Origin of the sequence: Marinobacter algicola DG893 (assembly GCF_000170835.1) — a bacterium.
GTDB classification, from domain to species: Bacteria; Pseudomonadota; Gammaproteobacteria; order Pseudomonadales; family Oleiphilaceae; genus Marinobacter; species Marinobacter algicola.
The window spans coordinates 372,081-398,383 of the sequence record NZ_ABCP01000001.1 but is presented as its reverse complement, the minus strand read 5'-3'; the positions used below and the strand labels follow the sequence as shown (position 1 = coordinate 398,383).

Annotated in this window: 26 protein-coding genes; all 26 read left to right on the top strand. The window is 58.7% G+C overall.

The genetic code is table 11. The features are described from left to right. The first annotated feature begins 14 nt into the window (after window positions 1-14). The 26 genes from MDG893_RS01770 to MDG893_RS01645 all read left to right on the top strand — a co-directional run bounded on the left by MDG893_RS01770 (window position 15) and on the right by MDG893_RS01645 (window position 26,293). Entirely contained in the window at window positions 15-464 is a 450-nt protein-coding gene (locus tag MDG893_RS01770; protein ID WP_007151993.1) for an RDD family protein, read from the top strand. Between the two features lie 211 nt (window positions 465-675). Next, entirely contained in the window at window positions 676-1,527 is an 852-nt protein-coding gene (gene osmF / locus MDG893_RS01765; RefSeq protein WP_244264376.1) for a glycine betaine ABC transporter substrate-binding protein OsmF, read from the top strand. A gap of 3 nt (window positions 1,528-1,530) precedes the next feature. Beyond that, the gene (locus tag MDG893_RS01760) at window positions 1,531-2,715 is read left to right on the top strand and encodes an ABC transporter permease (protein ID WP_007151991.1); all 1,185 of its coding nucleotides are present in this window, start codon (window positions 1,531-1,533) and stop codon (window positions 2,713-2,715) included. A gap of 20 nt (window positions 2,716-2,735) precedes the next feature. Next, window positions 2,736-3,683 (top strand): ABC transporter ATP-binding protein, encoded by a 948-nt coding sequence (locus MDG893_RS01755; RefSeq protein WP_007151990.1) that lies wholly within the window; start codon window positions 2,736-2,738, stop codon window positions 3,681-3,683. Then, entirely contained in the window at window positions 3,683-4,423 is a 741-nt protein-coding gene (locus MDG893_RS01750) for an ABC transporter permease (RefSeq protein WP_007151989.1), read from the top strand. The genes MDG893_RS01755 and MDG893_RS01750 overlap by 1 nt, the downstream gene beginning before the upstream one ends. Beyond that, window positions 4,424-5,035, top strand: coding sequence for a LysE family translocator (locus tag MDG893_RS01745; protein WP_007151988.1), 612 nt, complete (start codon window positions 4,424-4,426; stop codon window positions 5,033-5,035). Between the two features lie 22 nt (window positions 5,036-5,057). Next, on the top strand, window positions 5,058-5,624 hold the full coding sequence (locus MDG893_RS01740) for a YdeI/OmpD-associated family protein (protein WP_208855161.1): 567 nt from the start codon (window positions 5,058-5,060) through the stop codon (window positions 5,622-5,624). Beyond that, the gene (locus tag MDG893_RS01735) at window positions 5,621-7,009 is read left to right on the top strand and encodes a C13 family peptidase (RefSeq protein ID WP_007151986.1); all 1,389 of its coding nucleotides are present in this window, start codon (window positions 5,621-5,623) and stop codon (window positions 7,007-7,009) included. The genes MDG893_RS01740 and MDG893_RS01735 overlap by 4 nt, the downstream gene beginning before the upstream one ends. A 28-nt stretch (window positions 7,010-7,037) precedes the next feature. Next, window positions 7,038-8,258 (top strand): hypothetical protein, encoded by a 1,221-nt coding sequence (locus tag MDG893_RS01730; RefSeq protein WP_007151985.1) that lies wholly within the window; start codon window positions 7,038-7,040, stop codon window positions 8,256-8,258. 35 nt (window positions 8,259-8,293) lie between these two features. After that, on the top strand, window positions 8,294-8,920 hold the full coding sequence (locus tag MDG893_RS01725; protein WP_007151984.1) for a Vgb family protein: 627 nt from the start codon (window positions 8,294-8,296) through the stop codon (window positions 8,918-8,920). A 60-nt stretch (window positions 8,921-8,980) separates the two neighbouring features. Next, window positions 8,981-9,193: a hypothetical protein gene (locus MDG893_RS01720; RefSeq protein ID WP_007151983.1), complete on the top strand. Its 213-nt coding sequence runs from the start codon at window positions 8,981-8,983 to the stop codon at window positions 9,191-9,193. Window positions 9,194-9,296: 103 nt separating this feature from the next. Beyond that, window positions 9,297-9,713, top strand: coding sequence for an NADH-quinone oxidoreductase subunit A (gene ndhC / locus MDG893_RS01715; RefSeq protein ID WP_007151982.1), 417 nt, complete (start codon window positions 9,297-9,299; stop codon window positions 9,711-9,713). A gap of 72 nt (window positions 9,714-9,785) precedes the next feature. After that, window positions 9,786-10,463 carry a NuoB/complex I 20 kDa subunit family protein gene (locus MDG893_RS01710; protein WP_007151981.1) on the top strand — a complete coding sequence of 226 codons (678 nt, stop codon included), beginning with the start codon at window positions 9,786-9,788 and terminating at the stop codon, window positions 10,461-10,463. Window positions 10,464-10,474: 11 nt separating this feature from the next. After that, complete coding sequence (gene nuoC / locus MDG893_RS01705; RefSeq protein WP_050776450.1) at window positions 10,475-12,220, top strand: NADH-quinone oxidoreductase subunit C/D; 1,746 nt, start codon at window positions 10,475-10,477, stop codon at window positions 12,218-12,220. After that, window positions 12,220-12,735 carry an NADH-quinone oxidoreductase subunit NuoE gene (gene nuoE, locus MDG893_RS01700; protein WP_007151979.1) on the top strand — a complete coding sequence of 172 codons (516 nt, stop codon included), beginning with the start codon at window positions 12,220-12,222 and terminating at the stop codon, window positions 12,733-12,735. Before nuoC ends, nuoE begins: the two co-directional genes overlap by 1 nt. Continuing rightward, window positions 12,732-14,114, top strand: a complete 1,383-nt coding sequence (gene nuoF / locus MDG893_RS01695) for an NADH-quinone oxidoreductase subunit NuoF (RefSeq protein ID WP_007151978.1) — start codon at window positions 12,732-12,734, stop codon at window positions 14,112-14,114. The genes nuoE and nuoF overlap by 4 nt, the downstream gene beginning before the upstream one ends. 30 nt (window positions 14,115-14,144) lie before the next feature. Continuing rightward, entirely contained in the window at window positions 14,145-16,859 is a 2,715-nt protein-coding gene (gene nuoG / locus MDG893_RS01690) for an NADH-quinone oxidoreductase subunit NuoG (RefSeq protein WP_007151977.1), read from the top strand. Continuing rightward, complete coding sequence (gene nuoH, locus MDG893_RS01685; protein WP_007151976.1) at window positions 16,856-17,833, top strand: NADH-quinone oxidoreductase subunit NuoH; 978 nt, start codon at window positions 16,856-16,858, stop codon at window positions 17,831-17,833. The genes nuoG and nuoH overlap by 4 nt, the downstream gene beginning before the upstream one ends. 30 nt (window positions 17,834-17,863) lie before the next feature. Beyond that, complete coding sequence (nuoI, locus tag MDG893_RS01680) at window positions 17,864-18,412, top strand: NADH-quinone oxidoreductase subunit NuoI (RefSeq protein WP_007151975.1); 549 nt, start codon at window positions 17,864-17,866, stop codon at window positions 18,410-18,412. A gap of 18 nt (window positions 18,413-18,430) precedes the next feature. Next, window positions 18,431-18,973 carry an NADH-quinone oxidoreductase subunit J gene (gene nuoJ, locus MDG893_RS01675; protein ID WP_007151974.1) on the top strand — a complete coding sequence of 181 codons (543 nt, stop codon included), beginning with the start codon at window positions 18,431-18,433 and terminating at the stop codon, window positions 18,971-18,973. After that, the gene (nuoK, locus tag MDG893_RS01670) at window positions 18,970-19,278 is read left to right on the top strand and encodes an NADH-quinone oxidoreductase subunit NuoK (protein WP_007151973.1); all 309 of its coding nucleotides are present in this window, start codon (window positions 18,970-18,972) and stop codon (window positions 19,276-19,278) included. Before nuoJ ends, nuoK begins: the two co-directional genes overlap by 4 nt. Further along, complete coding sequence (nuoL, locus tag MDG893_RS01665; RefSeq protein ID WP_007151972.1) at window positions 19,275-21,158, top strand: NADH-quinone oxidoreductase subunit L; 1,884 nt, start codon at window positions 19,275-19,277, stop codon at window positions 21,156-21,158. Before nuoK ends, nuoL begins: the two co-directional genes overlap by 4 nt. Continuing rightward, entirely contained in the window at window positions 21,155-22,690 is a 1,536-nt protein-coding gene (gene nuoM, locus MDG893_RS01660; protein ID WP_007151971.1) for an NADH-quinone oxidoreductase subunit M, read from the top strand. Before nuoL ends, nuoM begins: the two co-directional genes overlap by 4 nt. Continuing rightward, window positions 22,687-24,132 (top strand): NADH-quinone oxidoreductase subunit NuoN, encoded by a 1,446-nt coding sequence (gene nuoN, locus MDG893_RS01655; RefSeq protein ID WP_244264375.1) that lies wholly within the window; start codon window positions 22,687-22,689, stop codon window positions 24,130-24,132. Before nuoM ends, nuoN begins: the two co-directional genes overlap by 4 nt. Window positions 24,133-24,284: 152 nt before the next feature. Next, the gene (locus MDG893_RS01650; RefSeq protein WP_040474207.1) at window positions 24,285-25,007 is read left to right on the top strand and encodes a response regulator transcription factor; all 723 of its coding nucleotides are present in this window, start codon (window positions 24,285-24,287) and stop codon (window positions 25,005-25,007) included. Further along, window positions 25,004-26,293, top strand: coding sequence for a sensor histidine kinase (locus tag MDG893_RS01645; protein ID WP_007151968.1), 1,290 nt, complete (start codon window positions 25,004-25,006; stop codon window positions 26,291-26,293). The genes MDG893_RS01650 and MDG893_RS01645 overlap by 4 nt, the downstream gene beginning before the upstream one ends. Window positions 26,294-26,303: the final 10 nt, after the last annotated feature.

Sequence of the window (26,303 nt, the reverse complement as noted above, 5' to 3'; positions counted from 1 at the left end):
AGGAGTAAATTGGCATGGATGATCAGGAATACGCCGGATTTTGGATCAGAACCGGGGCGGCACTTATTGATTCGCTTTTAATTCTGGTGATCGTTGCGCCTATTATCAGTCTTATCTATGGATCTGAGTATTGGTTGAACGAGTCGTTCATCGTTGGGTTCTGGGACGTTGTGTTGAACTATGTGTTGCCCGCAATCGCGGTGATCGTGTTCTGGATCTACAAATCGGCAACGCCTGGGAAAATGGCCACCCGGTTGGTGATTGTGGATGCCAGGACGGGTGAGAAACCCACCACTGCCCAGTTTTTTGGCCGGTACCTGGCCTACTACATCTCCATACTACCGTTGTTTCTTGGGTTGATCTGGGTTGGTATCGATAAGCGCAAGCAGGGTTGGCATGACAAGCTCGCGGGTACGGTTGTTTTGCGAAATAAGAAGCCGGAGCCGGTGATGTTTGAGGGCTAGTCGACGCTATGATGCGGCGAGAAGCCAAATTAACCTTGTCTTCGTAGTTGCCTGCAATAGACTGATAACAGCAGCCGGAAGCCCGATTTAGGGCATTGTGGCGGCTTGATAATCAAAGAAACGCCAACCAATGAGAGGAATAACCGTGCCCGCTATATCCCCTTTGTACCGCGCAGCGGCTTTTACCCTTGTTCTGATCGCCGGGCCGGCTATGGCGGCTGATCCAGTGGTGGTGTCGTCCAAGATCGATACGGAAGGCGCTGTGTTGGGCCAGATGATCCTGCAAACCCTTGAAGAGGCCGATATTCCGGTTGAAAACCGTCTGCAGCTCGGCGCGACCAGCATCGTGCGCAACGCCATCAAGGCCGGCGAGATAGACCTGTACCCGGAGTACACCGGCAATGCCGCTTTCTTCCATGACCAGGCAGATAGGGACATCTGGAAAGACGCCGACAAGGCCTACGAGCAGGCTGCCAGCCTTGATAAGAAAGCCCATAACATCGTCTGGCTAACACCGGCGAAAGCCAATAATACCTGGGCCATGAGTGTGCGGGGCGATCTGGCGCGTGATAACGGTTTGAACACGCTTGAAGATCTGGCGTCTTATATCAACGGCGGCGGCGCTTTCAAGTTTGCAGCCAGCGCCGAGTTTGTTGAATCCGCCAGTGCGCTGCCCGCGTTCCAGGAGGCGTATGGTTTCAAGCTGGGGTCTGACCAGTTGCTGATCCTGTCCGGTGGCAATACGGCTGCGACGCTCCGGGCTGCGGCCCTGACCGACAACGATGTGAACGGCGCCATGACTTACGGCACTGATGGTGGTCTGAGCGCACTCGATCTGAAGGTGATGGAAGACACCCTGGGCGTTCAGCCGGTCTATCAACCCGCGCCTATCGTGCGCGCAGAGGTGCTGGAAACGTATCCGAACATCCGCGAGGTTCTTGCGCCGGTCTTTGAGTCTCTGGACCTGGAAACCCTTCAGCGTCTGAATGGTCAGGTTGCGGTGAACGGTGTGCCTGCCGAGGCAGTTGCCCGGGACTATCTGGATTCCCTGGCCCAGGACTGAGGTTTGTCCATCACCGAGCCTTTGCGCCATACGGTTCCAAACAGAGTCATTCCGGTACTTGGGGTGTTGGCTCTGGCACTGGTCTGGTTGCTGGACCTTGGCACTATCCAGCCCAACCGTATTGTCCCGGGTACCGGCCATGGCCTGCTTTCGGCCTTGGGATGGACAGGGGCAGGGCTGGTTACGGGGGTTCTGCTGGCGACCACTGTGTTGTCGATGGTGCCGGTGCGTCGGCGTTATGAGCTCCTGCTCGGTCTGATTGGGCTTTCACTGGCAACGATGCCGCTGTTGCTGGATGTGTTTGCCGCCCTCCATCTGCCCGAGGGTTCGCCCTACGCCCGTTCGTCGGTCGGGGCAGGGTTCTGGTCTCTTCTGTTCCTGCTTTCGCTGATGTTGATTGAGACCCTTGGCCGGCTCAGCGCCCGGCGTTGGTTGCAGTTGATGCTGCTGGTGTTTGTCGGTGGAAGCTGGCTTGTTTTTCTGCGTGGCGAGGGCCTGGAAAGTCTGTCGCTGGTGCGGGAGTTCAACGCTCGCCCCGACAAGTTTCAGCAAGCGCTCTGGACGCACCTGGCGCTGGCATTGGGTGCGGTTGCCATCAGTGCAGGCCTGGCGTTCGCCCTGGCGCTTAAAATGATTCGTAGCCCCGCCTGGCAGCGTCCTCTTCTGGGCGCCGTGAGTTTTTTACAAACCATTCCCAGCCTTGCGGTGTTTGGTTTGCTGATTGCGCCACTCAGTGCGCTCTCGTCAGCGCTCCCGTTCCTGCAGGATCTTGGCATTCGCGGGATTGGTTGGGCGCCGGCGCTACTGGCGTTGATCGCTTACAGTTTACTGCCGATGGTACGCAACACCTTTGTGGCTATTACCGAAGTTCCTGAAAGCCTGGCCGATGCGGCTCGGGGCATGGGGATGAATGAGCACCAGGTGTTTTTTCAACTCAAGCTGCCTTTGGCGCTGCCGGTGATCATTGAGGGGGTACGCATCACAACCATTCAGGCAATCGGCCTGACCGCGGTAGCCGCCCTCATCGGAGCGGGTGGTTTCGGTGGTTTTATCTTTCAGGGGCTGGGGCAGGCGGCGATGGACCTGGTATTGCTCGGTGCTTTGCCTACGATTGCGTTGGCGCTGCTTGCCGATGCGTTACTCACGATGCTGGCGGCCAGTCTCAAGCCGACACCGGCAACGGCCTGATAGAGGAAGGAAAAGGTCGGATGATTGAACTGAAAAATGTCTCCCGGCACTTTGGCAATACCATCGCAGTGGATGGGGTAAATCTGACTATTGAAACTGGTGAGGTCTGCGTGCTGGTGGGCAGTTCCGGCTGCGGTAAATCGACCACGCTTCGCATGATCAACCGGCTTTTGCCTTATAGTGCTGGCGAGATACTGGTGGATGGTGAGGACATCACCACCATGAACCCGGAACAGCTGCGGCTGAACATGGGGTATGTGATCCAGGGTACGGGGTTGTTTCCTCACTGGACGGTGGCACGCAACATCGCCATGGTGCCCACGTTGTTGAACTGGCCCAGGGAACGGATCAACGCACGAGTCGATGAGTTGATGACCTTGTTGGATCTCGACCCCAGCGCCCACGCCAACAAATACCCCCAGCAATTGTCTGGCGGCCAGGCCCAACGGGTCGGTGTTGCGCGGGCATTGGCGGCGGACCCCAACATTCTGCTGATGGACGAACCTTTCGGTGCATTGGATGCGATAACGCGGGAAAACCTCCAACTGGAAATGCTGCGGATCCAGAAGCAGGTCCGTAAAACCACTGTTTTCGTGACCCACGATATTGATGAAGCACTGAAGCTGGCCACCCGCATTGCCGTGATGGATCAGGGGCGCATCATCCAGCATGACACGCCGGAGAATATCCTCCGCCATCCAGCGTCGGACTTTGTTGAAAACCTGATTGGCAAGCAGGACCGCGGTCTGAAACTGATGAGCCTGCGGCCTGTCCGGGACCTGATGGCCAATCACACCGAGCCGCGGCAGTCGGAACCCGGGGAGCATGTACTCAGGGAGGAAGACAGTGTTCGCCTGGCTCTGTCCGTGATGCTCTGGCAGGACCTGCGGCAGGTCGCGGTGTTCAATGCGCAGGAGCAGGAGACAGGTGTGATTACCCGTGAACGCATTATCCAGGAAGGCGTGTAATGCGTGTCTGGTTACCTGCCACTCTTTTGGCCTCGCTGCTGCTCGCGCTGAGTGCCGGCATGCCGGTGCTGGAGCCATTGTTCAATTGGGTGCAGCCGGGCAAGCAGCAGGTGATCTATGAACGGGAGAGCTTTTTATTCCTGCTTCAGAATCACCTGATGCTGGTCGTCGTATCGGCGGCTGTGGGTACTCTCGTTGCGGTCGCTGGCGGCATCTTTGTCACTCGTCCTTTTGGCCGAGATTTCCTGCCTCTGGTCGGCCAGGTGGCTTCTATTGGCCAGACCTTCCCGCCGGTCGCTGTACTTGCGTTGGCGGTGCCGGTGCTCGGTTTTGGCGAAGCGCCGATTCTTCTTGCGTTGGTCCTTTACGGTTTGCTGCCCATTCTGCGTAATACCCTGGCGGGACTGGAAGGCATAGATCCATCGGTGCGGGAGGCTGCACTGGGCATGGGCATGTCGCCAGTGTTGGTCCTCGTGCGAGTAGAACTGCCCCTGGCCGGACGGGTCATTCTCGCGGGTATTCGAACCTCTGTTACTATCAATATCGCGACCGCCGCTATCGGCTCAACCATTGGAGCCCGCACCCTGGGCGATCCTGTCATCGCCGGGTTGGTGAACGGCAATACCGCGTATGTGCTGCAAGGAGCGATTCTGATCGGGTTGCTTGCGCTGACAACGGATAGCCTGTTTGAAGCACTTGAACGATCCTGGGATCGTCGGTTGCAATCCGTAGGAGTCTAGATGGGTAGTTATCTGCTGTTTGTTGTTATCGCTATAGCGACTGTCCTCAGCCCGGGGCCAGGCGTTATGCTGACGCTGACCAATGCTATTCGATACGGCGTTTCCGGTGCCTTCGGCGGAATTCTGGGGATTGCCTTTGGTACTTTCATTGTTGCGGGTATTTCAGCCACAAGCCTGGGCATTGTACTGGCGACGTCGGCGACGGCGTTTAGCATCTTGAAGTTTATCGGTGCCGCCTACCTGATCTATCTGGGGGTAAAATTGTGGCGGTCTCCTGTCACCGAAATAGCACAAAATGCGGCTGCGGTCAGAAGCAGAAAATTCCAGTTCCTTGAAGGTCTGGCGTTGCAACTGACAAACCCGAAAGCTGTATTCTTTTTCCTGTCTGTTTTTCCTCAATTTATTGATTATTCGACGGAATTTGTCGGCCAATTTGCCCTTTTGGTGGTCACTTACAGCGCCCTGGTTGTCGCCATCCACTTGTTGTATGCGCGCCTCGCCAGATCAGCCCGTGGCTGGCTTTCATCCGAAAAAGGGGGGCACTTGGTCAATAAACTGGGTGGGGCGACGTTTGTCGGTTTTGGTGTGGGGCTGGCAACGGCGAGCAGGTAACGATGTTGAGTGGAGGATAAGCATAGTGCAAAGTGAAACAAACTCTCAGTTCAACGCGGAATTACTTTGTCCGGCCAAGCCCGGCGGAGGCGCTCCCTGGGCTTTTATCGTTTTGCCCCGGGAGGCAAGCGAAAAGCTTCCCAGGCGGGGAAGAACAACGGTAGAGGCCAGCCTCAACGGTCATCATTTTCAGGTGACGCTTGAGCCCGATGGTCAATTGAGCCATTGGCTAAAGGTGAGCAAAGAACACCTCGAAGCCGCAGGTGTGAGCGTCGGTGATGTTGTTGATTTGGGCATCCGGCCGGTGGACAAGGAACCTGAACCAGAGGTTCCCTCGGACCTGCAAGAGGCGTTGGAAGCGGCCCCCGAGGCTCGGGTGGTTTGGGATGAGACAACTACCATTGCGCGTCTGGACTGGATTCATTGGATTGTCTCAGCCAAGCAGGCAAAAACCCGGGCGAAGAGGATTAGCGATGCGTGCGACATGCTGGCCTCGGGAAAGCGACGGGTTTGCTGCTTTGATCCCTCAGGTTATTACAGCAAAGCGTTGAGTGCGCCCAAGGTGGCGGACACACAGGAGATTGGATGAGCAAACCCGTTGTATCAAGCCCCCTGCGGCGAGCTTTCCCGCTTGTCGCAATCCTTTTGCTTACCGCCTGCGATGCGCCACAACTGCTTCCGCCTGACGCCCGCCTTCCGGACGGCAGTACCTATTCCGGTGATATTCAGGATGGTTACTTTCACGGTGAAGGCGTTCAGGAATTTGCCAGTGGCATGGTCTACACCGGCCAGTTCCAGGAAGGCTACTGGCACGGCCATGGTGAGCTCGAATCTCCGGCGGGTTGGCATTACGAGGGCGAGTTCCGGAAAGGGACGATGTCGGGACAGGGCGTAATCGAAGACGACGGCAGTCGCTACGAGGGGGAATTCCGGAACGGTGAGTTTCACGGTGAGGGGCGTTACGAAGCCGGTGGCAGTGTCTATATCGCTGAGTTTGAAGATGGCGAGCCCGTGGAGGGAAAACACGTTACGGATTACGGCACCTACGAAGGGGAGTTCCGTGACTGGTATTACCACGGTGAAGGCAGCTACGCCTTTACCGGCGAATCGCAGGATCTGGGCAGCCTCACAGGAACCTGGGAGTTTGGTGAGTTCGTCGATCAGGAAGAGTACGTCGCGGAAGCGCCTGTCCCGGAAGAACCAGCGCTTTTGACTGAGACTATTCTCGTCGAAGACCGTCGGCGCCTGAGCAACCAGATCGAGAGTCTCGCCCCGGAACAGGCGGGGACGGCAGACTCCTACTTTCTGGCCGTGGGCGGCGACGGCACCGAGTCGGTGTTCATGCGCGATATCCAGGTTGCCAAAACTGGCCTTCAGGCGCAGTTCGATGTGGAAAACCGCGCCATCATGCTGCTCAATCACCGGGACTATGAAACGTTTCCCCTGGCTACCCGGCCATCCATTGCCTCAGCTCTGGAAGCATTGGATGCGCAGATGAATCCCGAGGAAGACCTGTTGGTGGTTCACCTGGTCAGCCACGGCATGCAAAACGGACAACTGCTGTTGCAGCAACCTGGTATCGAGTTGCCTAACCTCTCGCCGCAGGATTTTGCGGAAATGCTGGAACCACTGAATATACGCCGAAAACTGCTGGTGATTTCCGCATGCTACTCCGGCCAGTGGATCGAGCCGCTCAAGGACGAAAACACGTTGATCATGACCTCTGCGAGGGGAGATCGTACCTCTTTCGGCTGCGGCGATGACTCGGAGATGACCTGGTTCACCAAGGCGGTTTATCAGAGTGTGGGGCTGTCATTGGCCGACCCTGATGCCATGTTCGAGGATATCAACCAACAGATCCGAGCCTGGGAAGAAGAGATCGGTATGGAGGAATCGAATTGGTCCTATCCTCAGTCGCATGTGGGTGAGAACCTGCGGGAGTGGTTGAGCCAGATGCCTCAGCCTGCACGCTAGAAAGCTAAAATACTGTGATGAGCTCGCGATGGACCGACTGATCACAGCCGCTGGCCGAGCACTTGCGATGGGCGACCCGTTGGCCGCGCTGAACTGCGTTGCCTTGCGCGACGATGCGCCGTCGCTAGCGCTGCGTGGCATCGCCATGGCCCAGCTCGGAGAACTGGACCGGGCCAGGGTGCTGATAGGCAACGCTAGCCGTGCTTTTGGTTCGCAGGAACCGTTGGAACGTGCAAAGTGCATTGTGGCCGAGGCCGAAATTGCGCTTGCTTCCCGTGATCTTGGCTGGCCATCCCCCAAGCTTGACGCAGCGCGCGAGGTGCTGGAACAGCATGGCGACCGGGTGAACGCAACGCATGCGCGCTATATCGATATCCGACGCCGGCTGCTGATCGGTCGACTCGATGAAGCTGAGCTCGAACTGGGAGTTATAAACGTAGCCTCGTTGCCGCCGGCGTTGAGAGCCATCCATGAACTTATTGTTGCCGGGATCGCTATGCGGCGCCTGGAAACCCAGGTGGCACGCGATGCGCTCCTGCAGGCCGAACGCGCCTCACAGCACGCCGGTATTCCGGCTCTTGTGGCTGAAGTCGCCAGTAAAGTTGAACTCCTGGGCTTGCCCGCCGCTCGCCTGACCAGGATGGGTAGTGAGCGTTTGTTGCTTCTGAGCGAAGTAGAAGCGTTAATGGCGTCCCAGGCGCTTGTGGTCGACGGGTGCCGTTATACCGTGAAGCACAAGGAAGCCGTTGTGTCACTCGCGACGCGCCCTGTGCTGTTTGTGTTGCTTCGCATCATGGCTGAAGCCTGGCCTAAAGAAGCCTCCAGAGACGAGCTAATTGCACGGGCATTTCGCATGAAACAGGCTGATGATTCCCATCGTGCACGTCTGCGGGTGGAGATCGGGCGCCTTCGGGAGTTATTGAAGCCGTTGGCAACCGTGGATGCCACTTCACGGGGTTTTGCACTGGTGCCCCACGAGGCGTGCGAGGTGGCCGTCCTGGCACAGCTAGTGGAGGAAAAGTACGCGCCTATACTGGCGCTGCTTTCCGATGGTGAGTCCTGGTCGAGTTCCGCCCTGGCACTGGCATTAAATGTCAGCCAACGCAGCGTGCAGCGGGCACTCGATACGTTAGCGACAGAAGGCAAGGTCTACTCGTTTGGCCGGGGCCGCAACCGCCGCTGGACAACGCCGCCCATCGCCGGGTTCGCGACAATCTTGTTACTCCCTGGTTCATTGGCCCTTGGCTAATATGAGGGCGTGATTCAGCCAACCAGGAGATAACCATGAAACAGTTTGATGCAGAGATTCTCAACGAATACGGCCCCTTCCACGGAGCTGAGCAGATCCATGGTGTTACATTCGATGGGCAACGTGTCTGGTTTGCATCCGGTGACAAACTGAATGCAATCGATCCTGATAGCGGCAAGCCGGTCGATTCCCTTAGTGTGCCCGCACAAGCTGGGACTGCTTTCGACGGGCACCATATCTTTCAGATTGCGGACAGCCAGATTCAAAAGGTTGATCCAAAAACCGGCGAGGTACTCGCAACCATCCCTGCGCCAGACGGCTGCTCGGGGCTTGCATGGGCGGAAGGTTCTCTCTGGGTGGGGCAGTATCAGGAGTGCAAGATTCATCAGTTGGACCCGCAAACAGGGAAGGTTCTTCGTAGCATCGAATCCAACCGACATGTGACCGGTGTTACCTGGGTCGACAGCGAACTTTGGCACGCCACTTGGGAGGGTGACGACAATGAGATCAGGCAGATCGACCCTCAGACCGGAGACGTTCTGAAGAGCATTGCAATGCCGCACGGTATTGGCATATCGGGGCTAGAGTCCGATGGCCGAAGTCGCTTTTTCTGCGGAGGCGGAAAAAGTGGGAAGCTGAGGGTTGTTCGCTATCCGGAGTAGGCAAGAAACACGTCCGTGAAACGAGATTATGAGGTACATAGTTCATTGACCCCGGAACAAATGGATGCCCTGCTGGAAACTATCCCCGACGCCCGTGACGGTCTCACTCGCACCGAGCGGATCATTCTCTATGTGCTACACGAAACCCAGCGCGAGTTAAAAGGACGTAATGTGCCAACGGTGATGCTCTACGGCCGGGTGGTGGAATACGTCAACATCAGTGAAGCGGAGCTTCATGTTTACCTGGACAGGTTGGGTGTGAGGGGCGGCTGAGTTGCCCCAGGTCATTGATTTTCGCCGCTCATTATTTGCGCAATCGCCAATCCACTGTTAGGTTTCTAGTCAGGGCTTCATCCTGGATTCGTAGGGAGAGCGCATGGCAGACACCGTCACTGACTTGCTGGTCCGCTACTGGGCCACCGGCTTCTTCATCGTTGCCACATTGGGCCTGTGTGCCTTTATGGTGGGCGCCTCCAGCGTGCTTGGAGGGCGTAGCCGGGGTGTCAGCAAATCCCTCCCTTTCGAGTCCGGCATTGTTGGCACCGGTGATGCCAGACAGCGCTTTTCCGTCAAGTTTTATCTGGTCGCGATGCTGTTCGTGATCTTCGATATCGAGGCCGTGTTCCTGTTTGCCTGGGCCATCGTCATTCCCGACGTGGGCTGGACCGGATTCTGGGGCGCGGCGGTTTTTATCCTGATTCTGCTGGCCGGTCTGCTCTATGACAGTCGTACCGGTGCCCTGGACTGGGCCCCGGAATCATCCAGCGGTAGACCTCGTAGTCCGGCAGGCTGATTCAACGCACCCGATTACGGCGCGGGTCAACGGTGATTCCACTGTTGGGTCCAGCGCCCATGGAGGCGCAGCATGTCCTACACACTGACCAGGGCGGAACCTTCGCCGGTAGGTGACACGCAATACCCGATACGGCAACAGGAACCGTCGGAAGATCCTGTTAAGCGCCAGCTTGAACGCAATGTGTTCACCGGCAAGCTGAGCGACGTTCTCAATTCCGCGGTCAACTGGGGCCGCAAAAATTCCCTCTGGCCCTACAACTTCGGGCTGTCCTGCTGCTACGTGGAAATGACCACCGCCTTCACCGCGCCCCACGACATTGCCCGCTTCGGATCCGAAGTTATCCGCGCATCGCCCCGACAGGCGGATTTCATGGTGATTGCCGGCACCTGCTTTATCAAGATGGCGCCGGTGATCCAGCAACTGTACGACCAGATGCTGGAACCCAAGTGGGTAATCTCCATGGGCTCCTGCGCAAACTCCGGCGGCATGTACGACATCTACTCGGTGGTGCAGGGTGTCGACAAGTTTCTGCCGGTGGATGTGTATGTCCCCGGTTGCCCGCCCCGGCCAGAGGCCTTTCTGCAGGGCTTGCAGTTGCTACAGGACTCCATCCAGGAAGAGCGCAGACCCTTGTCCTGGGTGGTGGACGACCAGGGTGTCTATCGGGCAGACATGCCCTCTCAAAGGGAGAAGTGGCGGGATCAGCGTATTCAGGCCACCGAACTGCGAACACCGGATAAGCTGTGACAAACGCAACCATGTCGAAAGGCACCACTGACCTCGAGAGCCTGCTGGGCGATTTTCGGGAGGATGTACTGCATGTACAGCCCACGCTGACGGGCATGCCCGTATTCTGGGTGTCTCGTGAGAGCATCGTGGATATCCTGACCCACTTGAAGCGGCAGCCAGCGCCATTTTCCATGCTCTATGACCTGTCGGCCGTGGATGAGCGCTTGCGTGGTCACAGAAACGGGCTGCCGGAGGCAGATTTCACGGTGTTCTACCACTTGCTGTCAGTGGAGCGTAATGAAGACCTGATCCTGAAGGTTGGGCTGCCAGAGAGCGATTTGCGGGTGCCTACCGTTAGCAAAGTCTTCGCCAATGCCAATTGGTACGAGCGGGAAATCCTGGACATGTTTGGCATCGCCGTCGCCGGACATCCGCATCCGCAGCGGATCCTGATGCCGCCGACCTGGACAGGCCACCCCCTGCGGAAGGATTACCCCGCCCGGGCCACCGAGTTTGACCCCTATACCCTGACCGTGGAAGGCCAGGATGCGGAACAGGAAGCCATGCGGTTCGACCCGGAAGCCTGGGGCATGCAGCGTGAACGCGACGGGGCGGAGTTCATGTTCCTCAACCTGGGGCCTAATCACCCGTCCGCCCACGGGGCTTTTCGCATTGTGCTGCAACTGGACGGTGAGGAAATCGTCGATTGTGTGCCTGACATTGGCTACCACCACCGGGGCGCCGAGAAAATGGCCGAGCGCCAGTCGTGGCACAGCTTTATCCCCTACACCGATCGCATTGATTACACCGGTGGCGTGATGAACAACCTGCCTTATGTGCTGGCCGCAGAAAAACTGGCCGGTATTGAGGCGCCGGACAGGGTGAAGGTGATTCGGGTGATGATGGCCGAGATGTTCCGCATCACCAGCCATCTGCTGTTCCTCGGGACTTACCTGCAGGACCTGGGCGCCATGACACCGGTGTTCTACACCTTCAGCGACCGGCAGCGGGGCTATGAGGTGATCGAAGGCATTACGGGGTTTCGCATGCACCCGGCCTGGTACCGCATTGGCGGTGTGATGCAGGACTTGCCACAGGGTTGGGAAAAACTGGTGCAGGGCTTTCTGGACTGGATGCCCGCACGCCTGAAGGAGTACGAGCGGGCAATGATGGACAACGCCATCGTGCGCGAGCGGACCCGCCATGTGGCGGCCTTCAACACCGCCGAGGCACTGGAGTGGGGGGTGACCGGGCCTAACCTGCGGGCCACCGGCTGCGATTTTGATTTGCGCAAGCAGCGGCCGTACTCCGGTTATGAACAGTTCGATTTTGAGGTGCCGCTGGGTCACAACGGGGATGTGTTCGACCGGGGTCAGTTGCGCATCGACGAAATGCGCCAGAGCCTCCGGATCATCCAGCAATGCGTCAACAATATGCCCGCGGGCGACTATAAAGCGGATCATCCGCTGACGACGCCACCACCCCGGGAACGCATGCTCCAGCACATTGAAACCCTCATTACCCACTTCCTGCAGGTGTCCTGGGGGCCGGTGCTGGAACCCAATGAATCCCTGCAGATGATTGAGGCCACCAAGGGCATCAACAGTTATTACCTGACCAGTGACGGCAACACCATGAGCTACCGTACCCGCATCCGTACACCGAGTTTTCCGCACCTGCAGCAGATACCGGCGGTGATGCGCGGAGGCTTTGTGCCGGACTTGATCGCCCATCTGGGCAGTATCGACTTCGTGATGGCAGACGTGGACCGCTGATGATGGCAACAACACCACAGACACATCAGATTATCGGCACCGATGGATTCGAACTTCATCCGGCGGACGAGACCGCAATGCTGGAAGAGATGGCGCATTACGAGCAACCCCAGGCCGCGTGTATTGAGGCCCTGAAAGTTGTTCAGCGCCGTCACGGCTGGGTGCCGGACGGTGCCATTGGCGCCATTGCAAAGGTTCTTGGTATCGGCCCCGCATCGGTAGAGGGCGTGGCGACCTTCTACAGCCTGATCTTCCGTCAGCCGGTGGGTCGGCACGTGGTGCTGGTCTGTGACAGCAGTTCCTGTTTTCTGAGTGGTTTCGATGAGTTGAAACAGGCGCTGGCGAGTCATCTTGGAATTGACTATGGCCAGACGACAGAAGACGGCCGGTTCACCCTGCTACCAGTCTGTTGCCTGGGTGCCTGTGATGGCGCGCCGGCCCTGATGATTGATAACGACACCTATGGCCCGGTGTCACCGGATGACCTGCCGGGTCTGCTGGAGGGTTACCCATGAGCAAGTCCATTTCCAGCCAGCGTACATCCGTACGTTATCGCAGCCGGCTGTTGCAACCGGAGGCGGATCGTCATCCGGATACCCATCCGCTGACCTGGCGGCTGCGTGACGATGGCGAAGTGATCTGGCTTGACGAATACCTGCGCAAGGATGGCTATCAGTCGGTTCGTGCGGCCCTGGACAACGGCAACCCTCAGGCCATCATTGCCACCATGAAAGACGCCAATGTGCGAGGCCGTGGCGGTGCCGGCTTCTCGGCCGGGCTCAAGTGGAGCCTGACCCTGCAGGGCGGCAACATGCCCCGGGGTTACCTGATCTGCAATGCGGACGAGATGGAACCGGGCACCTTCAAGGACCGCCTGCTGATGGAGCAACAGCCACATCTGCTGATCGAAGGCATGATACTGGGGGCTTTGGCCAACAATTCCTTTTACGGATACATCTTTTTACGCGGTGAATACGTGGAGGCGGCGCGAGTTCTGAACCGAGCTCTGGACGAAGCCCGTGAGGCCGGTTGGCTAGGTGCTGACATCAACGGCAGTGGCTTTGATTTCGACATTGCCGTGCATACCGGTGCAGGGCGGTACATCTGCGGCGAGGAAACCGCGCTGATCAATTCGCTGGAAGGCAAACGGGCCAACCCTCGAGCCAAACCGCCTTTTCCAGGCCAATCCGGAGCCTGGGGCAAGCCTTCGGTGGTGAACAATGTGGAAACCCTGTGCAACGTGCCGGCTGTGATCCTCAAGGGTGCAGACTGGTATCAGGCACTTTCCGGTGACCGCACCGACGATGGCGGCAGCAAACTCTATGGCGTGTCCGGCCCGGTGGAAAAGCCAGGCCTGTGGGAGTTGCCCATGGGGACAACTGGCGCCGAAATCCTCGAGCGGGCAGGGGGCATGCGTGCCAACCGATCACTCAAAGCCTGGCTTCCAGGCGGTGCCAGCACCGGGTTTCTGTTGCCGGAGCATCTGGACCTGCCCCTGGATTTCGATACCGTGGGCAAGGAAGGCAGCCGCCTGGGGACGGGGCTGCTGACGGTGGTACCTCAGGAGCAGAGCATGGTGGCGTTGATGCGCAACCTGGAGGAGTTTTTTGCGCGGGAATCCTGTGGCTGGTGCACCCCTTGCCGGGACGGGCTGCCGTGGACGGTCAAACTGCTGCGGGCACTGGAACTGGGGCAGGGTGAAACCGGCGATATCGAACTACTGGACAAGCTGGCGGCGGACTGCGGCCCAGGGCTGACCTTCTGCGCCCATGCGCCCGGCGCCGCCATGCCGTTACAGACGGCCCTGAAACACTTTCGGCAGGAGTTTGAGCAGGGCGTCGGCAAACCCAGGGGTAAGGCCCATCCGGACCCGATTCCGGTGGGAGAAGTCTGAACGAAAGTCATCGAAGGATAGGCAGGCATCATGGCGACGATTCACGTGGATGGACAACGCTATACAGTCAACGGAGCCCACAACCTGCTCCAGGCGTGTCTGTCCCTTGGCCTGGATATTCCGTATTTCTGCTGGCACCCGGCCATGGGGAGTGTGGGTGCCTGCCGACAGTGCGCGGTCAAACAGTATAAGGACAAGGACGACGACAAGGGCATGGTGGTGATGTCCTGCATGACGCCTGCCGCAGACCAGACCCGCATTGATATCGACGATGAGGAAGCCAAAGCCTTCCGCGCCAGTGTCGTGGAGTGGCTGATGATCAACCATCCCCACGACTGCCCGGTGTGCGAGGAGGGAGGGCATTGTCACCTGCAGGACATGACCGTGATGACCGGCCATGATCGCCGCCGTTACCGGTTCCGCAAGCGCACGCGTCGGAACCAGTATCTGGGGCCGTTCATTGCCCATGAGATGAACCGGTGCATTACCTGTTACCGCTGTGTACGCTTTTACAACGACTACGCCGGTGGTACGGATCTGGGCGCCTTTGGTGCCAGGGATAATGTCTATTTCGGTCGCTACGAAGAAGGCATCCTGGAAAGCCCCTTCGCCGGCAATCTTACGGAAGTATGCCCCACCGGCGTGTTCACCGATCAGAGTCATTCCGAGCGTTACACCCGCAAGTGGGATTTGCAGTTTGCCCCCGGCATCTGCCATCAGTGCTCGATGGGCTGCAATATCAGCCCGGGAGAGCGGTACGGAGAACTGCGCCGTATTGAGAATCGCTACCACGGTGAGGTGAACGGGTATTTCCTCTGTGACCGGGGCCGGTTCGGCTACGGTTACGTCAATCGCGCAGACCGTCCACGACTGCCGGAATGTCGGGAATCGTCAGACAGTGAGCCAGTTACCCTGGAGGTCGACACCGCACTGGCCCGTATCAGCGATGCCCTGCGCCATTCGCGCCGTGTGATCGGCATCGGCTCGCCACGTGCCAGCCTGGAGAGCAATCACCAGTTACAGGCGTTGGTCGGCATGGAACATTTTTCCACAGGTATCGAGACACGGGAACAGGCTTGTCTTGATCTGATGAATCATCTGCAACGCCATGCCGGCCTGCCGACGCCCACGCTACGGGACATCGAAGATCACGACGCCGTTCTGGTGTTGGGGGAAGACCCGGTCCAGAGTGCCGGTCGCCTGGGCCTGAGCCTTCGACAAGCGGCCCTGGCACGGCGTGAGGCGCTGGGTGAGACCATTGGTGTGCCCGCCTGGAATGCCGAAGCCCTCAAAACCCTGGCTCAGGATCGTTACCATCCGCTGTTTATCGCCTGGCCCACTGCCACGGATCTGGACGATGTGGCTGCGGCTCGCTATGCCTTGGCCCCGGATGACATTGCCCGACTTGGCTTTGCAGTGGCCCATCGGATCGACCCGGCCGCCCCGCCGGCGGAAGGGCTTTCCGAGGGCATGGCCGACGCCGCTGAAGCTATTGCTGCCGCTTTAATGGAGGCAGAACGTCCGCTGGTGGTGAGCGGTGGCTCGTTGGGCTCCGAACCGGTACTGGAAGCAGCCGGGAATGTGGCCAGAGCGTTGTCCCGGCGCGCAAAACGAGGCGGGATGGCACTGATCCGGCGCGAGGCCAACAGCACGGGCTTGTCGCTGATGGGCGGCCAACCGCTGGACTGGGCGCTGGAGGAACTGACAAACGGCCACGCGGATGCCCTGGTGGTGCTGGAAAACGACCTGTACCAGCGACTGCCCCGGAATACGGTGGATGCAGCACTGGCGCAGGCAGAGATATGCGTTGTGCTTGATCATCAACGCACTGCTACGGCCAAGCGCGCCAAATTCCTGCTTTCCGCAGCCAGTTTCGCGGAGGCGGACGGTACGCTGGTTAATCTGGAAGGCCGGGCGCAACGCTTCTTCCAGGTATATGACCCCGGTTACATGCGGCCGGAAAGCCGTATTCACGAAAGCTGGCGCTGGTTGCACGCAATGGCGGTGAACCTGCAAGGCGAGAGGGCCGGTGATATCACCCTGGATACCGTCATTGCAGCGTGTGTCGAGGCTCATCCAGAGCTGGGCGGTATGGAGGAGGCCGCTCCCGCCTCACACTACCGCATTGATGGCCTGCAGCTCGCGCGGGAGCCCCACCGATACAGCGGCCGTACTTCCATGCGGGCGAACCAGAACGTCAGCGAGCCACGGGTGCCGCAGGACCCGGATTCCGCGTTTGCCTATTCCATGGAGGGCTACAGCGGTTATCACCAGCCGCGGCAACAAGTGCCCTTCGCCTGGGCGCCCGGTTGGAACTCGCCCCAGGCCTGGAACAAGTTTACCGATGAAGTAGGTGGTCATTTGCGCGGCGGTGACCCCGGCGTGCGGTTGATATGTCCGGTCCCGGGGCAGGGCCATTACAGCCGCCCGCCTCAACGTGCCGGAGACTCCCCAGGTTTACGGGCTCTGATTCTGCCAAGACTGTTCGGTGGCGAAGAAACGTCATCGTTGGCCATGCCCATTCAAAAACGTACGCAAACGCCCAGTGTCACCCTGAGCACCGACGACGCTGAACACTTGTCGGTCCGGGGCGGTGACACGGTGACCATTCTTGGGGAAACGCTATCGGTGGTTCAGCAGGATGGCTGGCCCAATGGCTGGATCGGTCTTCCCGCCGGGCTGTTTGCCGGACTGCTTCCGGGAGAGCCAGTCACACTGGACAACTCCGCCGGAGGTGCACCATGAGCTGGTGGACCCCGCAACTGGCTGCCATTGCCTGGGGCATGTTCCAGGCGCTGGTGATCCTGCTTGGCGCCGTGCTGCTGGGTGCAGCTCTCACGGTCGTGGAACGCCGCCTGCTGGGGCTCTGGCAGGACCGTTACGGGCCCAATCGGGTCGGGCCGTTTGGCACGCTGCAACTGGTGGCGGACATGATCAAGATCTTCTTCAAGGAGGATTGGATACCGCCATTCGCTGATCGGCCGCTGTTTGTCCTGGCGCCGGTAATCGCCTTTGCCTCCTTGCTGCTATCGTTCGTGATCATCCCTATCACCCCCGGTTGGGGCGTGGCAGACATGCACATTGGCCTGCTGTTTTTCCTGGCCATGGCTGGGGTCAACGTATACGCGGTGTTGCTCGGGGGCTGGTCCAGCGGCAACAAATACGCGTTGCTGGGCGCCATGCGGGCGACGGCCCAGACGCTGTCCTATGAAGTGTTCATGGGGTTGTCGCTGATGGGCGTAGTGGCCATGGCCGGGTCGTTCAACCTGCGGGACATCGTCAACGCCCAGGAAAGTTTCTGGTTCATCATTCCCCAGTTCTTCGGTTTTGCCACCTTCCTGATTGCTGGAATTGCGGTGACTCACCGCCACCCGTTTGACCAGCCGGAAGCGGAACAGGAACTGGCTGACGGGTACCACATCGAATACTCCGGTATGAAGTTCGGCCTGTTTTTCATCGGTGAATACGTGGGCATGGTGCTGGTATCGGCGCTGATCGTCACGCTGTTCTTCGGCGGTTGGCACGGCCCATGGCTGCCGCCAATCCTGTGGTTTGCGCTCAAGACCGGCTTTTTCCTGATGCTGTTTATCCTGCTGCGGGCGTCGTTGCCCCGGCCCCGGTATGACCGGGTGATGAGCTTTGGATGGAAGGTGTGCCTGCCGCTCACGCTGATTAACTTGTTGGCTACTGGGGCGGTCATGCTCCTGATGGCCGAATAGGGAGGACTCATGGAAAGACAAACAGTCCCGATGATCAAACGTATGCTTTGGCTGGTGCCAGCCACCTGGTCGCAATTGCGCACCCTTGGCATGGTGTTCATGCACAGCTTTCGCAAGCGCGAGACAGTGAACTATCCGGAACAACAGGTCTATCTGCCTCCGCGCTACCGAGGGCGTATCGTACTGACCCGCGACCCGGACGGAGAGGAGCGTTGCGTGGCCTGCAACCTGTGCGCGGTGGCCTGTCCGGTGGACTGCATTTCACTACAGAAGGGCGAGCAGGAAGACGGCCGCTGGTACCCGGAGTTTTTCCGCATCAATTTCTCCCGCTGCATCTTCTGTGGCATGTGCGAGGAAGCCTGCCCGACGTCGGCCATCCAGCTGACACCGGACTTCGAGATGGGCGAATACGATCGCCAGCAATTGGTCTACGAAAAAGAGGACCTGCTGATCAACGGTCCCGGCAAGGACCATGACTACCACTTCTACAAGGTGGCGGGCATGGCCATCGGTGGTAAAGACAAGGGCCAGGCCCATAACGAGGAGGCGCCGGAGGATGTGCGCACGTTGTTACCGTAAGCCGGAGGAGGGTGCCTGATGGAGCTGGCCTTCTATGTCTGCGGACTGGTGGCGGTGCTGGCCACCATTGGCGTGATCACCGGCACCAGCCCGGTTCACGCGGTGGTGTATCTGATCGTGTCACTGATCGCCGTTGCACTGGTGTTCTTTGCCCTGGGGGCACCGTTTGCCGGCGCCCTGGAAATCATCGTGTATGCCGGGGCGATCATGGTGCTGTTTGTGTTCGTGGTGATGATGCTGAACCTACGGTCGGATGCGGAGCAGGAACCGTCCTGGCGGAATCCGCGCCATTGGGTGGGGCCGTCGTTACTGACGTTGCTGCTGCTAGGTGCCCTAGCCGTTCTGATCGGTCAGGGTGGCATGGGGCAGATGATCGATGGTGAGCTGCTGACCGCACGGGCCGTGGCCCTGACCTTGTTCGGGCCCTGGCTGATAGTGGTGGAACTGGCCGCCATTCTGCTGTTGGCTGCCCTGGTGACAGCGTCCCATGTGGGCCGACGATCAAATCCCCTGCGAAAGCAGAGGTCAATGGACAGCGCTAACCAGGGAGGTAACTCATGACGGGAATTCCCATGGAGCATGGGCTGATCCTGGCTGCCATTCTGTTCAGCCTGGGGCTGTTGGGGTTGATGCTGCGCCGCAGTATGTTGTTTGTGCTGATGAGCCTGGAAGTAATGCTGAATTCGGCGGCACTGGCATTTGTGGTGGGAGCTACAGCCTGGAACCAGCCTGATGGGCAGGCCATGTTCCTGTTGGTGATTACCCTGGCGGCTGCGGAAGCCAGTGTCGGGCTGGCGCTGATGATCCAGCTTTACCAGCGGTTCCGCTCCCTGAATCTGGATGCCGTTAGCAGGATGCGTGGATGATGGCGATGGCAGTGACTCTTTCGTTTCTGTTGCCTCTGGCGGGCACACTGATCCTGGCGTTCAGCGGCGGACGCTTGGGCGCATTGGCCAGTTCCGTTGTGGGCGTTGGTAGTGTGGGGCTGGCGGCGCTGGCCACGGCGTGGGCAATGATGGCTCATTCCGGCGGTAGTGAAGGTATAACCCTTTGGACCTGGATTGCAGTCGGGGATTTCCAGCCCACCATCGGCCTGGCAGTGGATGGCCTGGCACTGGTGATGATGTCAGTGATTACCGGAGTCGGTTTCCTGATTCATCTGTTCGCCGCCTGGTACATGACCGGTGAGGAAGGCATTACCCGCTTCTACGCCTGGATGAACCTGTTTGTGTTCAGCATGATGCTGCTAGTGCTGGGAGACAACCTGCTGCTGTTGTTCCTGGGTTGGGAGGGTGTCGGCCTCTGCAGCTATGGCCTGATTGGCTATTACTATCAGGGCAGCGCCAATGGCTGGGCGGCCTTCAAGGCGTTTGTGGTAACCCGCATTGGCGACGTGTTCCTGGCACTCGGGCTGTTCCTGATCTTCATGGAGCTGGGCACACTCGATATCCAGCAATTGCTGGCCCTGGCACCACAGCAGTGGCAGGAAGGCAGTACCACCGCCAACCTGGCGGCGTTGCTGGTACTTGGCGGTGCCCTTGGCAAGTCGGCTCAGGTGCCGCTGCATACCTGGTTGCCCGACGCCATGGCCGGCCCCACGCCGGTGTCTGCGCTAATCCACGCGGCGACCATGGTCACGGCGGGCGTGTACCTGATTGCCCGGCTCAATGGCCTGTTCCTGCTGGCCCCGGATGTGCTCCTGCTGGTCGGTGTGATCGGGGCTGTGTCTCTGCTGCTGGCGGCCTTTGCGGCTCTGGCACAGACCGATATCAAGCGCGTACTGGCCTATTCCACCATGAGCCAGATTGGCTACATGTTCGTGGCGTTAGGGGTAGGCGCGTTCGATGCTGCGATCTTCCACCTGGTGACCCACGCCTTCTTCAAGGCTCTGCTGTTCCTGTCTGCCGGGGCGGTGATCATCAGTTGCCACCACGAACAGGACATGCGGCGGCTTGGCGGGCTTTGGCGTAAGTTGCCCGTGGCTTATGGTGGCTTCCTCGTGGGCGGTGCGGCACTGGTGGCATTGCCACTGGTGTCGGCTGGTTTTTTCAGCAAGGACGAAATCCTGTGGCAGGCAATGGCGGCTGACCAGACCGGCCTATTGATTGTTGGATTGCTGGGCGCGGTGTTGACCGGCATCTATACGGTTCGACTGATCCTCGGCACCTTCCATGGTGAGCCGGGCCATGGCGAGCCGGGCAGCGACCACGCCCGCCATCCGGAACCCGGCACCAATCCACTGACTCATCACCTGCCGTTGATCGTGCTGGCGGCGCTGTCTACCTTTATCGGCGCCTGGCTCTATCCGGGCCTTGGCGGACTGTTCCCGGACGCACCCGGAGAAGCAGCGGAAACCGGCCACACCCTGCTGCAGGTACTGGCCATGGGCGCCGCTATCGCAGGATTGCTGCTGGCAGCATGGCTGTATCTTTGGCGGCGAGACTGGCTTGCCAAAAAGGCCGGGGAGGGCATAGGCGCTCGCCTGTGGACACTCTGGCACCATGCCTGGGGTTTTGACGCCCTGTTTGACCGGGTGCTGGTGCTGCCCTGGCAGTGGGTGGTAAAGGTTCTGAGGGTGGATCTTGTGAACCTGGTGATGAATCTGCCCGCGCTGTTGGCGCGTGCGCTTAATGCCGGGTTGGTGAAAAGCCAGAACGGTCGCGTGCGTAGCTACGCCCTGGTGATGGTGTTGGGCGCCACGATCATCCTGCTGGCTCTGGCGGTGTTGCCGGGAGGGCTAGCATGATCCTGGTGTGGCTGATCCTGATCCCGTTTGTGGGTGGACTGCTGTGCTGGCAGGCGGATCAGTGGGGCGATCGGGCGCCTCGCTGGATAGCGCTGGCTACCATGTTGTTTGTTCTGATCATCAGCCTGGTGCTCTGGGTAACCGGTGATTTTGCGTTGCCGGGCGAGGTCACCAGGCATTGGCTGCTGGAATGGAGAACGTCCTGGATCCCGCGTTTCGGCATTGAGATTCATCTGGCGATGGATGGCCTGTCGCTGATCCTGGTGGCGTTGACCGGCTTCCTAGGCGCACTGGCCGTGCTCTGTTCCTGGCACGAGATTGATCACCGCGTGGGCTTTTTCCACCTGAACCTGCTGTTCATCCTCGGTGGTGTTGTAGGCGTATTCCTGGCGCTGGATCTGTTCCTGTTCTTCCTGTTCTGGGAAATGATGCTGGTGCCGATGTACTTCCTGATTGCGCTCTGGGGCCACAGCGGCTCGGCAGGGCAGACCCGGATTCGTGCCGCGACCCGATTCTTTATCTACACCCAGGCCAGTGGCCTGCTCATGCTGGTGGCGATACTCTCACTGGTGTTCGTGCATTACTCCAACACCGGCGAACTGTCTTTCAGCTACGATACCTTGCTGGATACGGATGTCCCGGAGGCGCTGGCGCCGTGGCTGATGCTGGGCTTCTTTGTGGCCTTTGCCGTGAAGCTGCCGGTGGTCCCATTCCATGGCTGGCTTCCGGATGCCCATGCCCAGGCGCCGACCGCTGGTAGTGTCGATCTGGCCGGTATCCTGTTGAAAACCGCCGCCTACGGCATCCTGCGGTTTGCGCTGCCGCTGTTCCCGGAAGAGTCCCAGGCGTTTGCGCCTGTCGCCATGACACTCGGGCTGGTGGGCATTATCTACGGCGCCGTACTGGCATGTGGCCAGCAGGACATAAAGCGCCTGATCGCCTATACCAGTATCTCCCACATGGGCTTCGTGCTGATTGCCTTGTATTCAGGCTCGGAACTGGCGATTCAGGGGGCCATTATCCTCATGGTGGCCCATGCCTTCTCCAGTGCCGGGCTGTTCATTCTCAGCGGCCAACTGTATGAGCGCATTCACACCCGTGACATGCGGATCATGGGCGGCTTATGGGGGCGAATCCCGGTGCTGCCCGGTTTTACCCTGTGTTTCGTCGCTGCCTCCCTGGGGATGCCAGCCACGGCCAACTTCGTGGGCGAATTCATGGTGCTGTTTGGCACCTTCCCCAATGCACCGGTTGTCGTGGTGATTGCCAGCGTCGGGCTGGTGCTGGCGGCGATATACTCCCTGCTGTTGATGCAGCGGGTGCATTATGGTCCGGAATACCGCCAGGGCGCCCTGAGAGGGCCGGACGCGAGAGAATACGGCATGATGTTGGTGCTGCTTGTGCTGACGGTGATGGTGGGGCTCTATCCTCAGCCAATACTCGACATTACCGCGCCGATAGCGGGCCCGGCTGCCGAGCTGTTCCAGCAAGCCGGAGCGGAACTTGCCAGCCGCGCAGGGGAGGTGAACTGATGCTGACCCTGGCAAATCTGGTTGCACTCATACCACTGATTGTTGTTGGCACCACTGCGGTGATCATCATGCTTGGCGTAGCCTGGCAGCGACACCATGGCGCCACGGCGTTGGTTTCGGCCGTTGGGCTGGCATTGGCTCTCGCCTGCGTGCCTGTGGCCTCAACAGCATTGTCATCGCCGCCACTGATGGCTGTGGATGGGCTGGCGTTAATGGGCAGCGTGCTGGTGTTGTTGTGTGCGCTGGTCACGGTGGCCCTGAGTCATCATTACCTGACCGGTTATATCGGCCCGAAGGAAGAGTTTTACCTGTTGCTGTTGTGTGCCGTGACCGGGGCATTGGGACTGGTGGCCAGCGACCACCTGGCGACCCTGTTCATCAGTCTGGAACTGTTGTCGATGCCCCTCTACGGCATGTTGGCCTACAGCTTTCGGGCAGAGCGGTCGCTGGAAGCCGGCATCAAGTATCTGGTTCTGTCTGCGGCTGCGACGGCGTTTCTGTTGTTTGGCATGGCTTTGATCTATGCCCGCACCGGGCATCTGGACCTGGCGGGCCTGGCGACGGGGCTGGCAAACACCTCCGATGCATGGACGCTGGCCGGGGCTGTGCTGATGCTGGTGGGGCTTGGCTTCAAGCTCTCCATCGTTCCCTTTCATCTCTGGACGCCGGACGTTTACCAGGGCGGGCCAGCGCCGGCCACCATTTTCCTGGCCACGGTCAGCAAGCTGGCGGTGTTTGTGTTGTTGCTGCGTCTGGTGACCGTTGCGCCGGTGTTTAACAGCGACTGGTTGAACACGCTGATAACACTGTTGGCCCTGATCACCATGTTGGGGGGCAACCTGTTGGCGTTGTTTCAATCCAATCTGAAACGATTGCTTGGCTATTCTTCCATTGCTCATTTTGGCTACCTGATGGTGGCCATCGTTGCAGGTGGGGCACTGGCGGTAGAAACCGTAGGGGTTTATCTGGTGACCTACCTGGTCACCACACTGGCGGCCTTCGGCGTGGTTACCCAGCTGTCTAGCCCGTTCAGTGGTGAAGATGCTGCCGGACTGCATTATTACCGTGGGCTGTTCTGGCGCCGCCCATGGCTGGCTGCAGTGATGACCGTGAGTTTCCTGTCTCTGGCTGGCATTCCGCTAACTGCAGGGTTTATCGGCAAGTTCTATGTGTTGGCATTGGGGGTTGCCGAAAACCGCTGGTGGCTGGTGGGCGGTATCGTCGCAGGCAGTGCCATTGGCCTGTTCTACTATCTGAGGGTGATGGTCACTCTGTACCTGCCGGAACCCGGCATGCGCCGGATGGATGCCACCAACGACTGGGGCAACCGCATCGGTGGGTTGACGCTGCTGGTTGTGGCCGTATTGATCCTGGTGTTGGGTGTTTATCCCTCGCCGATGATCCAGTGGGTGGTGGGGCTCTCGACCGTAGTTGTGTCATGACTTCACAGCGGTTTATCTGATTTTGACAATTTCCTTATAAAACCCCGACAAAGATCTGATAATAGCCTGCTAACCTACTCGCTCGGTAATGGTTGATGGTTTCAGGAAAGAGGGTAAACGAACGCCCTTCAACACCAATGGAATTTGATGGAATGACAGCTGATAGACCGCCCCTTAGACTGCTGATAGTGGAAGATCAGGTAGACCTTGCGGAAAACCTTTTCGAGTTCCTGGGGGAAGATCGCTATTGCCTCGACTTTGCTGCCGATGGTTTGACCGCATTGCATCTGCTGGCCACGCAAAGCTACGACGTCATCGTTCTCGACCTGATGCTACCCGGTGTGAACGGTTTTGATGTTTGCCGGCGTATTCGCGAGGATTTGCGATGCCAGACCCCCATCATTCTAATGACCTCCCTCAGTGCGTTGAACGACAAGGAAAAAGGGTTCGATTGCGGTGCGGATGACTATCTCGTGAAGCCGTTTGAGCTGAGGGAATTGCAGCTGAGAATCGAGGCGCTTCACCGTCGCCATTCACCGTTGAAGCCGGTACTGCAGGCTGGAGAGATCCGATTTGATCCTGGCACTCTGGAAGTTGAGTTGCATGGGCTGAAAACAACTCTGTCTGGCACATCGTCACGATTGTTCGAACTGCTGATGCGAGCTTATCCAAACTTTCTTGGCCATACGACATTGACGGATGCCTTATGGGGTGGCGCTCGTTATGGAGACGCTGAGGGAAACAACTTGCGGACTCAGGTCTACACTCTCAGAAAATCCTTACAGGGGAGCCTTGGTAACGGCCTGATAAAAACGATACACGGCAGGGGTTACCGACTGGAGTCACCGAAAGATACAGATCCCAATACACCATGAAGTCATCACTGACCGCCCGACTGACGGGAACCCTGTTCGTCCTGATTGCCGCTACTGCGGCGGCATCGATGTTCATCGTTGAGCAGTTTGTTGATGACATTGAAGACACCATCCTGGACCTTGAGCTAAAGGCAGACGCGGACTATTTCAAGCAACAGCTTCTTGAGGATGAATTCCGGCCTGTAAAAACGGGGCGCCTGGAGGCAGTTTTTCTACCGGAAGGCGCGGAGGAATCGGTTCTGCCGGACTATTTCCAGGGCCGCACCCTGCCATTCTCCCGGGAAGTCGAGGTGGGTGAGACAACGCTTTTGATTGTCGGCGAACAGCTGAATGAACCCGGGGGTAAACTTTTCCTGGCCCAGGATATTACCATTATGGAGAACCGTGAGTTCCTGGTTCAGCTTGTCCTGGTTGGCGTGGCGGCCGGCATGCTTCTGGTCGGCTATTTTATTGCCCGCGTGGGTGCCCGCTATCTGGTACGTCCTTTCAAGAAGTTGACCCGCGAGGTACTGGGCACGGAGCCAGGATCTTCCATGCCGAGAATGACCACCCACTATCGCGACCAGGAGTTTTGCGATATTGCCGAAGCATTCAACCGTTTCCTCTCAGAGCTTGAAAAACATATCGAACGGGAAAAGTCGTTTGTGAAGCTTGCCAGCCATGAGCTTCGCACGCCTCTGGCAGTGATGGGCGGTGCGCTGAACGTACTGGAACAGCGCCAAAGCCTTTCGGAGGCTGATCAGAAAACTTTGGGGCGCCTCCGTCGGGCAATGCAAACAATGCGCGATGATACAGAAGTCCTGCTGGAACTGGCCCGCAGTGAGGCTTCCAGCGACGATGCAAGGATCATTGTGGTGAAGGACATCATCCAGAATACGATTGATGATCTGGAACATGGGCATCCGGGACAGGGCGGTCGCATCACGATATTCGATGACAGTCCGGATCTCAGGATTAGAACCCACCCTATACTGGTGCGCATGTTGCTGCGGAACCTTTTGCAGAATGCGCTGCGTCACACCCAGTCTCCTGTTGAAGTTCACATCCTGTGGAACGGGATCCTGATAAAAGACTTCGGTTCAGGTCTTCCCGAAACTGTAGTGGAGACTCTGAGGTTATCGAATGAGCCCAGGGGCGCCGTATCGAAAACAGACCAACTCAACAACACAACGTTCGGATTGCTCATTGTTCGCCTGGTATGTGAACGATTGGGTTGGGGGATCAAAGTTGCCCAATCAGATGACCGGGGCACCGAATTCCTGATTGAGATTGATAACCGGAGTTGACGGTTTGTCG

What these genes read in the sequence shown, in the direction of transcription:
- nuoI (WP_007151975.1), top strand. Translation starts at nt 17,864, where the DNA reads ATGATCAAACGTATGCTTTGGCTGGTGCCAGCCACCTGGTCGCAATTG.
- MDG893_RS01745 (WP_007151988.1), top strand. Translation starts at nt 4,424, where the DNA reads ATGGGTAGTTATCTGCTGTTTGTTGTTATCGCTATAGCGACTGTCCTC.
- nuoL (WP_007151972.1), top strand. Translation starts at nt 19,275, where the DNA reads ATGATGGCGATGGCAGTGACTCTTTCGTTTCTGTTGCCTCTGGCGGGC.
- nuoG (WP_007151977.1), top strand. Translation starts at nt 14,145, where the DNA reads ATGGCGACGATTCACGTGGATGGACAACGCTATACAGTCAACGGAGCC.
- osmF (WP_244264376.1), top strand. Translation starts at nt 676, where the DNA reads ATGGCGGCTGATCCAGTGGTGGTGTCGTCCAAGATCGATACGGAAGGC.
- MDG893_RS01755 (WP_007151990.1), top strand. Translation starts at nt 2,736, where the DNA reads ATGATTGAACTGAAAAATGTCTCCCGGCACTTTGGCAATACCATCGCA.
- nuoE (WP_007151979.1), top strand. Translation starts at nt 12,220, where the DNA reads ATGATGGCAACAACACCACAGACACATCAGATTATCGGCACCGATGGA.
- MDG893_RS01720 (WP_007151983.1), top strand. Translation starts at nt 8,981, where the DNA reads ATGGATGCCCTGCTGGAAACTATCCCCGACGCCCGTGACGGTCTCACT.
- nuoC (WP_050776450.1), top strand. Translation starts at nt 10,475, where the DNA reads ATGTCGAAAGGCACCACTGACCTCGAGAGCCTGCTGGGCGATTTTCGG.
- nuoM (WP_007151971.1), top strand. Translation starts at nt 21,155, where the DNA reads ATGATCCTGGTGTGGCTGATCCTGATCCCGTTTGTGGGTGGACTGCTG.
- MDG893_RS01735 (WP_007151986.1), top strand. Translation starts at nt 5,621, where the DNA reads ATGAGCAAACCCGTTGTATCAAGCCCCCTGCGGCGAGCTTTCCCGCTT.
- nuoH (WP_007151976.1), top strand. Translation starts at nt 16,856, where the DNA reads ATGAGCTGGTGGACCCCGCAACTGGCTGCCATTGCCTGGGGCATGTTC.
- MDG893_RS01730 (WP_007151985.1), top strand. Translation starts at nt 7,038, where the DNA reads ATGGACCGACTGATCACAGCCGCTGGCCGAGCACTTGCGATGGGCGAC.
- ndhC (WP_007151982.1), top strand. Translation starts at nt 9,297, where the DNA reads ATGGCAGACACCGTCACTGACTTGCTGGTCCGCTACTGGGCCACCGGC.
- nuoK (WP_007151973.1), top strand. Translation starts at nt 18,970, where the DNA reads ATGACGGGAATTCCCATGGAGCATGGGCTGATCCTGGCTGCCATTCTG.
- MDG893_RS01770 (WP_007151993.1), top strand. Translation starts at nt 15, where the DNA reads ATGGATGATCAGGAATACGCCGGATTTTGGATCAGAACCGGGGCGGCA.
- MDG893_RS01710 (WP_007151981.1), top strand. Translation starts at nt 9,786, where the DNA reads ATGTCCTACACACTGACCAGGGCGGAACCTTCGCCGGTAGGTGACACG.
- MDG893_RS01725 (WP_007151984.1), top strand. Translation starts at nt 8,294, where the DNA reads ATGAAACAGTTTGATGCAGAGATTCTCAACGAATACGGCCCCTTCCAC.
- MDG893_RS01645 (WP_007151968.1), top strand. Translation starts at nt 25,004, where the DNA reads ATGAAGTCATCACTGACCGCCCGACTGACGGGAACCCTGTTCGTCCTG.
- nuoF (WP_007151978.1), top strand. Translation starts at nt 12,732, where the DNA reads ATGAGCAAGTCCATTTCCAGCCAGCGTACATCCGTACGTTATCGCAGC.
- MDG893_RS01650 (WP_040474207.1), top strand. Translation starts at nt 24,285, where the DNA reads ATGACAGCTGATAGACCGCCCCTTAGACTGCTGATAGTGGAAGATCAG.
- nuoJ (WP_007151974.1), top strand. Translation starts at nt 18,431, where the DNA reads ATGGAGCTGGCCTTCTATGTCTGCGGACTGGTGGCGGTGCTGGCCACC.
- MDG893_RS01750 (WP_007151989.1), top strand. Translation starts at nt 3,683, where the DNA reads ATGCGTGTCTGGTTACCTGCCACTCTTTTGGCCTCGCTGCTGCTCGCG.